General features: G+C 64.9%; 12 protein-coding genes, 2 tRNA genes and 2 pseudogenes. 10 read left to right on the top strand and 6 right to left on the bottom strand.

What is annotated here, in order from left to right; translation table 11 throughout:
- Positions 1-776, bottom strand: a pseudogene (locus B4L26_RS01210) (hypothetical protein); the annotation flags it as partial.
- Between the two features lie 41 nt (positions 777-817).
- Here B4L26_RS01210 and B4L26_RS01205 point away from each other — a divergent pair.
- The 8 genes from B4L26_RS01205 (at position 818) to B4L26_RS01170 (ending at position 5,902) form a co-directional block, all read left to right on the top strand.
- Positions 818-1,411, top strand: coding sequence for a TetR/AcrR family transcriptional regulator (locus B4L26_RS01205; protein ID WP_290714837.1), 594 nt, complete (start codon positions 818-820; stop codon positions 1,409-1,411).
- A complete protein-coding gene (locus B4L26_RS01200) occupies positions 1,408-2,064 on the top strand; it encodes an adenylate/guanylate cyclase domain-containing protein (protein WP_290714834.1) in 657 nt (218 codons plus the stop codon). The genes B4L26_RS01205 and B4L26_RS01200 overlap by 4 nt, the downstream gene beginning before the upstream one ends.
- A gap of 138 nt (positions 2,065-2,202) precedes the next feature.
- Positions 2,203-2,568, top strand: coding sequence for a hypothetical protein (locus tag B4L26_RS01195; protein WP_290714832.1), 366 nt, complete (start codon positions 2,203-2,205; stop codon positions 2,566-2,568).
- A 101-nt stretch (positions 2,569-2,669) separates the two neighbouring features.
- Complete coding sequence (locus B4L26_RS01190; protein WP_290714829.1) at positions 2,670-3,299, top strand: DUF305 domain-containing protein; 630 nt, start codon at positions 2,670-2,672, stop codon at positions 3,297-3,299.
- A gap of 287 nt (positions 3,300-3,586) precedes the next feature.
- Positions 3,587-3,946, top strand: a complete 360-nt coding sequence (locus tag B4L26_RS01185) for an ArsR/SmtB family transcription factor (RefSeq protein ID WP_290714826.1) — start codon at positions 3,587-3,589, stop codon at positions 3,944-3,946.
- Positions 3,943-5,037: an ACR3 family arsenite efflux transporter gene (gene arsB / locus B4L26_RS01180; RefSeq protein WP_290714846.1), complete on the top strand. Its 1,095-nt coding sequence runs from the start codon at positions 3,943-3,945 to the stop codon at positions 5,035-5,037. Before B4L26_RS01185 ends, arsB begins: the two co-directional genes overlap by 4 nt.
- A gap of 26 nt (positions 5,038-5,063) precedes the next feature.
- Positions 5,064-5,483 carry an arsenate reductase ArsC gene (locus B4L26_RS01175; protein WP_290714824.1) on the top strand — a complete coding sequence of 140 codons (420 nt, stop codon included), beginning with the start codon at positions 5,064-5,066 and terminating at the stop codon, positions 5,481-5,483.
- Positions 5,480-5,902: a low molecular weight phosphatase family protein gene (locus B4L26_RS01170; protein ID WP_290714822.1), complete on the top strand. Its 423-nt coding sequence runs from the start codon at positions 5,480-5,482 to the stop codon at positions 5,900-5,902. The genes B4L26_RS01175 and B4L26_RS01170 overlap by 4 nt, the downstream gene beginning before the upstream one ends.
- Positions 5,903-5,927: 25 nt before the next feature.
- Here the strand turns inward: B4L26_RS01170 and B4L26_RS01165 are convergent, their stop codons facing one another.
- Positions 5,928-6,404 carry an ArsI/CadI family heavy metal resistance metalloenzyme gene (locus B4L26_RS01165; RefSeq protein WP_290714819.1) on the bottom strand — a complete coding sequence of 159 codons (477 nt, stop codon included), beginning with the start codon at positions 6,402-6,404 and terminating at the stop codon, positions 5,928-5,930.
- 98 nt (positions 6,405-6,502) lie between these two features.
- Here B4L26_RS01165 and B4L26_RS01160 point away from each other — a divergent pair, with 98 nt between their 5' ends.
- On the top strand, positions 6,503-6,856 hold the full coding sequence (locus B4L26_RS01160; protein ID WP_290714816.1) for an Rv2640c family ArsR-like transcriptional regulator: 354 nt from the start codon (positions 6,503-6,505) through the stop codon (positions 6,854-6,856).
- A 362-nt stretch (positions 6,857-7,218) separates the two neighbouring features.
- A pseudogene (locus tag B4L26_RS01155) lies at positions 7,219-8,393 on the top strand (IS481 family transposase).
- A 54-nt stretch (positions 8,394-8,447) separates the two neighbouring features.
- On the opposite strand, the gene B4L26_RS01150 reads toward B4L26_RS01155, so the two are convergent.
- From B4L26_RS01150 to gyrA, 4 genes are all read right to left on the bottom strand, one after another.
- Positions 8,448-8,520 (bottom strand) — tRNA-Ala (locus tag B4L26_RS01150).
- Between the two features lie 196 nt (positions 8,521-8,716).
- A tRNA-Ile gene (locus B4L26_RS01145) sits at positions 8,717-8,793 on the bottom strand.
- A gap of 50 nt (positions 8,794-8,843) precedes the next feature.
- The gene (locus B4L26_RS01140) at positions 8,844-9,743 is read right to left on the bottom strand and encodes a DUF3566 domain-containing protein (protein WP_290714813.1); all 900 of its coding nucleotides are present in this window, start codon (positions 9,741-9,743) and stop codon (positions 8,844-8,846) included.
- A gap of 10 nt (positions 9,744-9,753) precedes the next feature.
- On the bottom strand, positions 9,754-11,910 hold a 2,157-nt coding region (gene gyrA, locus B4L26_RS01135), incomplete at its 5' end, for a DNA gyrase subunit A (RefSeq protein ID WP_290714811.1).

Below are 11,910 nucleotides of genomic sequence, written 5' to 3'. Positions count from 1 at the left end.
CAGGCCAGCGCCGCCGTGGCCGCCGCCGCAGCCGCCGGCCGCCCGTAGCGGCCCCGTAGCGGCAGGTCATAGGCGGCCAACCCGAGCACGGCGATCGGCAGATCAGGGGTGCTGCGCCCCAGCAGTGCCAGTATCGCGCCGATAGCCAGCCGCAGCACGGCATAACCCAGGCAGGCGGTCAGCACCGGAGCTGCCAGCGGCACCGCACGGCGCAGCACACCGGCCGCGGTCAGCCCGACGGCCAGCAGGATCGGCAGGTAGATCACCTCGGTGAACTGCGGCACATCGGTTTCGTACTCGAACACCACCGCGGCCGCGTTGGCGAGCAGCAGTGTGCCCGCCGCCGCGCGCAGCGCCCGGGCGTTCGGATCGATACCGGCCAGCGCACCCAGCGCGATCGCAGTAGCCGCGAACACCACCAGCATGTGCGGTGGGCTCCACTCCACCGCGTCACGGCCGAATGCCTCATGCCAGGCATTGTCGATCGGCGCGGCCGCCAGTGCCGCCACCCCGCCCAGGCATGCCGCCACCACCGGCAACTGTGCGAGTGCGCGGCGCGCCGACTTCAGGGTCAGCAGTACCCGCAGCCCCCATACCGCGATCGACACGCCGACGACGGCCATCGCGCCGTACAGCAGCAGATGCGCCGGCGTCCAGAACGAATCGCGTCCGATATCGGTGTGCCAGGACTCGTCCCAATAGGTGGCGAAAATCCCGGCGGCCCCCGCACCGCAGATGAGCCAACCCAGTCCCGCCGGCAGACTGAGACTTTTCATACTCATAGTTGAGACGGACATGTCTCAACTATGATGGTGTCATGACTCAACGTCAAGGGATCGTCGATCAGGGGCTGCTGGATGCGACGGCCGCTGCCATCACTCGGTGGGGACTGCACGCGCTCACGCTCGAACGGGTCGCCACCGAAGCCGGGCTGTCGCGGGCCACGATCTACCGGCGTGGCGTCACCCGCGACGACCTGGTCGCGGCGGTCACCGCGCAGGCAGCGGCCACCTACTCGCAGGCGATGCTGCCAGCGCTGGCCCAACCCGGGACGGCCGCGGAACGCCTTGCCAGCGCGCTGCGCGCGTTGTGTGCGACCGCGGACGAACACCTGCATGTGCTGGCCGGGTTCTTCCTCGCCGACGGCGAGGTCTTCCACCAGCCCGGCCCCGACGCACTGGTCGTCGACGCCTTCGCCGAACCCTTCGAACGGCTGCTGCGTGACGGTGCCGCCGATGGCAGCCTGCGTGATCTGCCGCCGACCCTGACCGCCACGGTGCTGTTCAACCTGGTCGGCTGGGGTTACATCCACCTGCGGGCGGCCCACCACTGGGATGCGGCCGCCACCGCGGACGCGATCATCGACCTGCTGCTGCAGGGCACCCTCGATCGTGAGGAGCCCAGCTCATGAGCAGCCCATCGGTATGGACGTTCGTGATGATCGATCTGGCCGGGTTCACCGCGCTCACCGAGGTCCACGGCGACGAGCACGCCGCCAACCTCGCAGTCGACTTCGCCGCGACCGCCCGGTCAGCCCTGGGCCCGGCCGACCGGTTCATCAAAGCGATCGGCGATGCGGTGCTCCTGGCCAGCCCCGACCCGCCGGCCGGATTGGATCTGGCCCAGCGCATCATCGCCGCCTGCACCGCCAAAGACCAATATCTGCAGACCCGGACCGCACTGCATCACGGACCGGCCACCCAGCGCGGCGACGACTTCTTCGGCGCCACAGTCAATCTGACCGCACGCCTGTGCGCGCACGCCGCTGCCGGGCAGACCCTGGTCACCGGCCCTGTCGCGGACGCCGCCCGCACCCTCGCCCTCACCATCACCGACCTCGGCGAGGCCACATTCAAGAACATCACTGAACCCACCCCGATCTACGCGCTCGACCTCGGCGCCAGCACCTCGATGCAGAGCATGGACCCGATCTGCCGCATGCGCATCGAGCACGACCGCGCGGCCGGATACCTCCGCCACAACGGGCACCAATACTGGTTCTGCTCTCTGGACTGCGCCACACAGTTCCTGCGCCAAGCTGAATCCGAACCCACACCGACATAGCCACAGCGGTCAGCCAGAGCTTGCCCCCATCACCGCCAACCGGCGCGCCTCCCCTCAATCTGCGCTGTCATCGACGGCCGACACCGGATCCACCGATTCGGTAGTCTGCATACCGGCCGGGCGTAGAGGAGAGCGGTGATGCGCAGTCGATTCACGATCGTGCTGGCATCAGTTTTCGCTGTCTTCCTGATGCATCAGGGCGCTGTCGGCGTCGCAGCAGCCGCCCCCACGACCATGCCGCCATCGATGCACACCCAGCTCCGGCCCACGGCGATGTTCACAGCCACCGCAGAGGCGGACGACGGCTGCTCGCTCGGACACCACTGCGTCTTCGTCCGGTCGGCCGAGACCGCGCTTGCCACCGCTGCGCTGATCATGATCGTCGCCGCCGCCGTCTGCTTCGATGTCGTCGGAATATGTTCGCGCCGACTGCGTTTCATCGCCGAACGTCCACCCCCGTGGACCACTCCCACCCAGGCCTCGCTGTCGGTGTTCCGGCGCTGAGGGACGGCCCGGTGCCCCGACAATCGGCGGCGACCGGCACTGACCCCTACCCGATGCTCAGCTTTGTCGAGCTCCGACACCAACGAAACAGGGAGTTTCTCGTGAACAAGTCCACCACAATCGCCATCGCCGCGGTCGCCTCAGTCGCCATCATCGGCACCGCCACAGCATGTTCGGATAATTCGTCATCCAGCAGTCACTCGACCGGATCGTCGGCCATGTCCATGCCAGCCGGATCCACCGCCTCATCCATTCCCGGATCGGCCGGCTTCAACGCGGCCGACGTGACGTTCGACCAGATGATGATTCCGCACCACCAACAGGCCGTGGAAATGGCCAAACTCGTCCCATCGCGAACAAAAAATGAACAGGTACGCACGCTGGCGACGGCGATCGAAGGCGCGCAGCAACCCGAGATCGACCAGATGACCGCAGCGCTGAAGGCGTGGAATCAGCCGACGTCGATGCCCACCATGGGCAGCCACGACGAACACTCGATGAGCGGAATGATGTCCGACGGCCAAATGGGTCAGCTCAAGACGCTGTCCGGCAGCGCTTTCGACAAGATGTGGCTACAGATGATGATCGAGCACCACCAAGGTGCGATCACCATGGCCAAGACCGAGCTCCAGCAGGGCAAAGACACAGCCACCAAACGGCTGGCGCAGTCGATCATCGACGGACAGCAGAAGGAAATCACGCAGATGAAAACGATGCTGCAGCAGCAGTAGCGCCGGAAATGACTAAGCCCCGACGGCTTTCCGTCGGGGCTCAGTCGTTGTGGAGATCCGCTATTTGCACTGGCCGGTGGCAGTTGCGCGGGCGGCGGGTCGCCGCATTCGGGAGCGGCGGGTCGACCGCGATGTGGACGCGATCGATGATCGTTCGCACCTGCTGCTGAAGGCTGTCCAAGCGGTCGCTGAGTCGGCGGTGTCCTTATGGTGCCACTGATTATCCAGCGGGTGATGGCAACTCGTTCAAGTTGCACAGATGCATTGATATCGGTCAATATAGATGTATGTCGAATCAGTTGGCGTCGGGCGAGCTGTGCTGTACGCCGGTCGTGGTGGAGCCGTTGTCGGCCGATGATGCTCGCGAGACGGCACGAATGTTCAAGGCACTGGGTGAGCCGGTGCGGCTGCGGTTGTTGTCGCTGGTTGCCTCGCACAGCGGCGGTGAGGCGTGTGTGTGTGATATTTCGGCGGTGTTCGATCTGGCGCAGCCGACGATTTCGCATCATCTGAAGGTCCTGCGGGAGGCCGGGTTGGTCGAGTGCGAGCGGCGGGGTACGTGGGTATACTACCGGGTGATTCCTGCTGCGTTGCAGCAGCTTTCGAGCCTGTTGTCGGAGTCGGCCGCGGACGGGGTATCGGCATGACCGACACAGTGAAGGCGACCGGTCAGCATGTGGCGGTGGCGGGCAAGCTGTCGACGCTCGATCGGTTCCTGCCGGTCTGGATCGGGGTGGCGATGGCCGCGGGCCTGATCCTGGGCCGCCTGATCCCCGGGCTGAACAAGACGATCTCGGCGGTGACCGTCGACGGTATCTCGCTGCCGATCGCGATCGGGCTGCTGATCATGATGTATCCGGTACTGGCGAAGGTGCGTTACGACCGCCTCGACACCGTCACCGGCGACCGCAAACTGTTGATCTCCTCGCTGCTGCTGAACTGGATCCTTGGTCCGCTAGTGATGTTCACCCTCGCTTGGCTGATGCTTCCGGACCTGCCCGAATACCGCACCGGTCTGATCATCGTCGGTCTCGCCAGATGCATTGCCATGGTGATTATCTGGAATGACCTTGCCTGCGGCGACCGCGAAGCGGCGGCCGTATTGGTCGCGATCAACTCGGTGTTCCAGGTGGTGATGTTCGCGGTGCTCGGCTGGTTCTACCTGTCGGTGCTGCCGGGCTGGCTCGGCCTGGCGCAGACGACGATCAAGACCTCGCCGTGGGAGATCGCGAAATCGGTGCTGATCTTCCTCGGCATTCCCCTGGTGGCGGGTTTCCTCACCCGCTACTTCGGGGAAAAGGTCAAGGGCCGCAACTGGTATGAGCAGAAACTGTTGCCGCGGATCGGGCCGTGGGCCCTGTACGGGCTGCTGTTCACGATCGTGATTCTGTTTGCGTTGCAGGGCAAGCAGATTACTTCGAACCCGTGGGACGTCGTGCGGATCGCGCTGCCTCTGCTGGCATATTTCGCGATCATGTGGGGCGGCGGCTATCTGATCGGTGCGCTGGCTGGCATGGGCTACGAGCGGACGACGACGTTGGCGTTCACCGCTGCCGGCAACAACTTCGAACTCGCGATCGCGGTCGCGATCGGTACCTATGGGGTCACCTCAGGGCAAGCGCTGGCCGGCGTGGTTGGCCCGTTGATTGAGGTCCCGGTGCTGGTGGGTCTGGTCTACGTCTCCCTCGCCCTGCGTAACCGCTTCATCGACCACCAAAACCGTTTCGCGACACACTGATCCATCCCACCCTCAGGAGACACTTCATGCCGACACCGAGTGTGTTGTTCGTGTGCGTCCACAACGCCGGCCGATCACAAATGGCCGCCGGATTCCTTACCGCACTGGCCGGCGACCGGATCGAGGTGCGGTCTGCCGGCTCCGCACCGACTGACACCGTCAACCCGGCCGCGGTCGCGGCGATGGCGGAAGTCGGTATCGACATCTCGGCTCAATCGCCGAAGATTCTGCGCCCTGACACCGTGCAGTCCTCCGATGTCGTGATCACCATGGGCTGCGGTGACGCCTGCCCCTACTTCCCTGGCACCGACTACCGGGACTGGGTACTCGACGATCCTGCCGGCCAGGGGCTCGATGCGGTGCGGCCGATCCGGGACCGGATCCGCGAACTGGTGGTTGAGCTGATCGATGAGCTCGCCCCCGCACTCGGGAACCCGGCCCGATGACGACGCGGGTGCTATTTGTCTGTGTAAGCAACCGCGGCAAATCAGTGATGGCTGAAGGCCTCGCCCGGCTAGGGGCCTACGGCGCCATCGAGGCGTCCTCGGCGGGAACCCAAGCCGCCGTTGGCGGCACCGTCAACGAACTATCGGCCCAGGTGTTGGCCGAGGTCGGCGGCGACATCAGCAACCATCAACCACGGCAGCTCACCAACGACATGATGACCACTGCCGATCTGGTGATCGCGGTCGGCACCGCCGCACAGATCGACGCCCCGACCGGCACCGTGGTGGAGGTCTGGGACACTGACGAGCCATCGCTGCGGGGGTTCGACGGGCTCGACCGGATGCGCCTGATCCGCAATGACATCGCGGCTCGTGTTGACGACCTTGCTCACCGGTTAACTCACGAGCAGAGCAGATAGCCCGATGCCCGGGCGGAGAGAAGACTCAGCAGCAGCTCGCAGGTGCCGCCTGGCCGTTAGCGTCTGCGGTGGACGTTTCGCATGCGCAGCCGCCGGACGGGTCCTCGGCCAGCAACCGCGGGCTGGTGCCGAAGGTCTCCGAATCAGCAAGCACCGTGTACACCTCCCACTTCTCGGAGTTCGGGCCGGTCACCCACACCTTGTCCTGGGTGGCGAAGCAACACGTCGTGTTGATCTCTTCCTCGGTGAATAGGCCCGCCTCGGTGAAACGCGCGATCTCGCCGTGCACCCTTTCCGACGAATCAACTTCCACACCAAGGTGATTGATCGATCCGCCCCGACCGGGGTTCTCCAGCAGGACCAGCTTCAACGGCGGCTCGGCCACCGCGAAATTCGCGTACCCCGGCTTCAGCTTGGCCGGCTCCACCCCGAATAACGTCGAGTAGAACTCGACTGCTGCATCCAGATCGTCCACATTCAACGCCAATTGCACCCGTGACATCACAACCTCCAAGCTGTGCGACATATATCGAAATACTGACAGGTTCAGGTCTACCGACCTTTTCGACATAAGTCAATGGCACGCGTAGGATCGTCGATGTGCCCAAGACGCTGCCAGTCATCGACCTCACCGCACCGGTCTGGTGCGCGCCGGTTTCTGCGGCGCCGCTGACCGACGAGGCAGCATTGGAGATTGCGTTGCGGCTCAAAGCGTTAGCCGACCCGGTCCGAATCAAGCTGATGTCGATCCTGCTCACCGCCGACGCCGGCGAGATCTGCACGTGCGACCTCGCCGCCGCGGTCAACCTCGCTGAATCGACCACCAGCCACCACCTCGGTCAACTCAAGAAGGCTGGCATGGTGGCGGCCACCCGGCGGGGGATGAACGTCTACTACGCCGCCCGCCCAGACTGTCTCGATGCGCTCCGCCACACACTGTCCACCTGCTGCTGATCAGGCCAGGGGGACGTCGAGCCCGAGCGATGACTCCTTTAGATCGCCGACATATTTGCACGTATGAAGAGCGGTCTAATGGGTCGTCGTCCGTCCGATGAGAGGTCCCGCTTGCGGACCGAGGCCTGCGACCATGGGACCACGGTCGCGCTGTCATCGGGGGTGGGTGATGATGACGTGTTCACGTGATGGTCCAACGGCGTGGATGCGTTCCGACGTAGCGCAACGAGCCTGGCTGGCAGGACGTGCGCACTCGTGTCAGGCGACGCGAAAACGGTGGAGACTAGGGTGTGTGAGTTCACGACATAGGCGACAACTGATACGCGACAGATGAGTCGCGACATAGGCGACAGTGGAGATCCATGTCGTCCAAGCATGAAGTCGCGGTCTTGCAAGTCGTTTCCGGACAACTCACCGTCAGCCAGGCCGCCCGCAAACACGGCATCAATCGCCAGCACCTACACCGGCTCCTGAACCGGTATCGCGACGGAGGACTCGATGCGATCGAGCCACGCTCAAGGCGCCCGCATAGCAGCCCGCACGCCACCACACCGCAGGTTCGCAACCGGGTGATCACTTTGCGCACCCAGCTGACCAGTCAGGGCCATGACGCCGGCCCGGTCACCATTGCCTGGCATCTGAAACACGAAGGCCTGCAAGCCCCCTCGACATCGACGATCCGCCGCATCCTGCACCAGGCCGGGCTGATCACCAGCCAACCACGTAAACGACCTCGCAGCTCCTATGTCCGCTTCCAGGCCGCCCAGCCCAACGCCTGCTGGCAATCGGACTTCACCCACTGGCATCTGTCCGACGGCACCGATATCGAAATTTTGAACTGGCTCGATGACCACTCGCGGTATCTGCTGGGCTGCGCCGCCCACTCCCGCGTGAGCGGAGACCATGTCGCGGCCACCTTCACCGAACTGATCAACCGGTACGGCCCGCCCGCGTCAACACTGACCGACAACGGTGCGGTCTACACCGCAAGGTTCACCGGCGGGCACAACCGCTTCGAACACCTGCTGGCGATCCTGGGCATCACCCAGAAGAACGGCGCACCAGCACACCCGCAAACCCAGGGCAAGATCGAACGTTTCCACCAAACCCTCAAACGCTGGCTCGCCGCACGCCCGGCACCGTCATCGAATTACAGTGCCAGCTCGACGAATTCACCCACTACTACGACGAGCAACGCCCACACCGGGCCACCAACAGGACCACCCCTGCCCACGCCTACAACGCCCTCGCGAAGGCGGTACCCGCCAGCACACTGCCAGGTCCGTACCGCCTGCGTTACGACAAAGTCGACAGCGCCGGACACGTCAGCCTCCGCCGCGCAGGCCGCATGCACCACCTCGGTATCAGCCGCGCACACACCACCACACCGGTACTGCTGCTAATCGACCCCGCCGAGGTCACCGTCATCAGCATCGACACCCAGACAGTCCTGAGCACCCACACCATCGACCCCAACCGCGGATACTGGCGCAACAAAAAACGAGAGCCCGGCCGATGGCCGGGCTCTCGTTCCTGACATGTCGCTCATGTCGCGACTCATCTGTCGCACATGTCCCGACTCATCACACGGTGGAGACTAGGGGAATCGAACCCCTGACCCTCGCCTTGCAAAGGCGATGCTCTACCAACTGAGCTAAGTCCCCTTGTTCAATTGTGCGGGTCGCTGCGGACATGTCCACCACAGTGTTCCCACTGGTCAAACCCCATCCCAACCCACTCAGCTCCAGATAACGCCCGAACTCCTGACATCCGCCTTGCAAAGGCGGCGCTCTACCAACTGAGCTAAGGCCCCGATCGTCGTCCGCGAACGCCTCGCGCCGGGATCGACAGGTGTGGGTTTGGTGGGCCTAGGAGGACTTGAACCTCCGACCTCTTCGTTATCAGCGAAGCGCTCTAACCGCCTGAGCTATAGGCCCGTGAACCGAAGTGAAAGGCTACCCGATCCGACCCGTGACCACCAAAACGGTTAGTCGAGGTCGGCCAAAGTCACTTCGACGCCACCGATGAAGTCGGCGCACAGGTTGTAGATGAACGCGCCGACACTGGCCAATGCCGTCAGCAGGATCGCGTCGATCACACCCAGCAGGAAGGCCCAACCGAACACCGTGCCCGCCCCGATGGCGTCCGACGATCCGCCGCCGTCGGTGGTCAGCGTGCTGACCGAGGAATTGACCTGCGACCACACCCCCATGCCGTCGAGCAGGAGGTAGAGCATCGCCACGGCGATCATCCAGATGAAGAAGCCGATGACGGCGAGGACCGCGGAGATTTTCAGCGTCGACCACGGATCGATGCGCCGGATCTGCACGCTGGCGCGCAGCGCTCGCGATGCGCCACCCGGGCCGACCTGGGTCGGAGCCGAGCGCGGGCCAAGTCCCCCCGAGGTACGGGCCGCCGATGCGGCGACGGCGGGCGTCGCGTGGATTTCGTCGAGGTCGGGCAGATCCTTGGCCTTGATCTGCGAGCGTCCGATGCTGCGGGTCGGCGATTCGACGAAGCGGTCCTTGTCGGTGCCGTTCGCCGCCGCGTCGTCGACCTTGGGTGCGGCGGTCCCGGTGATCAGCGGCTTTTTCTTCGGTGTCGACGGGTTCTTGGGCTTCGATGCAGCCTCGGGTGCCGGCGGGATGCCGCCGCCGGTGTCCGGCGCCAGCTCCTCGCCGCGCTGCCACGGCGGTTTCACACCCGGAGCGTCGGAAGCGGCCCCCGGCTTGTCCGCCGCGGACCCGTTCTTCTCGGCCTTGTCGGCATTCTTGGCCAACTCAGCAGCCTTCGCCGCAGCCGCCTGCGCAGCCGTTTCGGTCTTGGTGGTGGAGTCTGTGGTCGACTTTCCGCCACTCTTGTCCGCGTCGGACCCGTCGGTGCTCACGTAGTGAATCCTAGCTCTCGTCCGTCGAGCCCTCATCCGGCTCATCGGCGTTTCGGGCAATCGCCAACAGCGTAGTGCCTTCGTCGAGGTTCATCAGACGAACACCCTTCGTCTGGCGGCCGGCCTTGCGGACCTGCTTGGCCAGGGTGCGGATCACGCCGCCCGACGAAGTGATCGCGTAGAGCTCACTTTCCAAGGTGACGCGCAGCGCGCCGATCAGTTCGCCTCGACGCCGGTCGTGCTGGATCGTCAGCACGCCCTTGCCACCGCGGCCCTGCACCGGGTAGTCCGACATCAGGGTCCGCTTCGCGTAGCCGCCCGACGTCGCGCAAAGGAGGTAGTCCTCCTCGTCGACGACCACCATCGAGAGCAATCGGTCACCGGTGTTGAAGCGCATGCCCTGGACGCCGGAGGTCTGGCGGCCCATCGGCCGCAACGCCTCATCGGTCGCGGAGAACCGGATCGACTGGCCCTGTGCGGAGACCAGCAACAGGTCGTCTTCGGCACTGCACAGGCGGGCGGCAACGAGTTCGTCGTCGCCGCGCAGGTTGATCGCGGCGATACCGCCGGAACGGTTGGAGTCGAAGTCCTCCAGCTTGGACTTCTTAACCAGACCGTCACGCGTGGCAAGTACCAGATAGGGGGCGTCCTGATAGGACTTGATCTGAATGACCTGGGCGATGCGCTCTTCCGGCTGGAAGGCCAACAGGTTCGCCACGTGCTGGCCGCGGGCGGTGCGGGCCGCTTCGGGCAACTCGTAGGCCTTGGCCCGATAAACGCGGCCCTTCGTCGTGAAGAACAAGATCCAGTCGTGGGTCGAGCTGACGAAGAAGTGCGCGACGATGTCGTCCTGCTTGAGGCCGGCACCCTGCACTCCCTTGCCGCCGCGGCGCTGGCTGCGGTACAGGTCGGTCTTGGTGCGCTTCGCGTAGCCGGTCTCGGTGATCGTGACCACGACGTCCTCGCGGGCGATGAGGTCCTCGTCGGCCACATCGCCCTCGGCCGCGATGATCTTGGTGCGGCGCTCGTCGCCGTATTTGTCAACGATCTCGGCGAGTTCGTCGCGGACGATCGCCCGCTGCCGCTCCGGCTTGGCGAGGATGTCGCGCAGGTCGGCGATGACCCGCTCGATCTCGGCCAGTTCGTCGATAATCTTCTGTCGCTCGAGCGCGGAGAGTCGGCGCAGCTGCATCGCGAGAATGGCGTCGGCCTGAATCTCGTCAATGTCGAGCAGCGCGATCAACCCGTTGCGGGCCTCCTCGGTGTTGGCCGAGCGGCGGATCAGGGCGATGACCTCGTCTAGTGCGTCGAGCGCCTTGACCAAGCCGCGCAGGATGTGGGCGCGCTCCTCGGCCTTGCGCAACCGGTATCGGGTCCGCCGCACGATGACGTCGATCTGGTGGGCGACGTAGAACCGGATCATCTGATCCAGGCGCAGCGTACGCGGCACCCCGTCGACGATCGACAGCATGTTGGCGCCGAAGCTCGTCTGCAGTTGACTGTGCTTGTACAGGTTGTTGAGGACGACCTTCGCGACACCGTCGCGGCGCAGCGTCACGACGATCCGCATGCCGACGCGGTCCGACGACTGGTCCTCGATGCGGCTGATGCCCTTGAGCTTGCCCTCGTTGACCTGCTCGGCGATCGACTGGATCAGGTTGTCCGGGTTGACCTGGTACGGCAGCTCGGTGATGACAAGAGTTGTGACGCCCTTGTTCTCCTCGATGTCGACGACGCCGCGCATCCGGATCGACCCGCGCCCGGTGGTGTACGCATCCCGGATGCCCTGACCGCCGACGATGAGGCCGGCCGTCGGGAAGTCGGGGCCCTTGACCGCGTCCATGCACGCGGCGAGCAGAGCCTCGTCGTCGGCTTCGGGATTCTCCAAGGCCCAGAACACGGCGGCGGAGACCTCGCGGAGGTTGTGTGGCGGGATGTTGGTCGCCATGCCGACGGCGATACCGCCGGAACCGTTGATCAGCAGGTTCGGGATGCGTGCCGGGAGGACCGTCGGCTCTTCGGTCTTGCCGTCGTAGTTGGGGACGAAGTCGACGGTCTCCTCGTCGATGTCGCGCAGCATTTCCATGGCCAGCGGCGTGAGCCGGGCCTCGGTGTAGCGCATGGCGGCCGGACCGTCGTTGCCGCGCGAGCCGAAGTTGCCCTGGCC

It is taken from the genome of Gordonia sp. UBA7599 (assembly GCA_002477755.1).
Classification (GTDB): Bacteria; Actinomycetota; Actinomycetes; order Mycobacteriales; family Mycobacteriaceae; genus Gordonia.
This window is presented reverse-complemented; position numbering and strand designations above follow the sequence as displayed.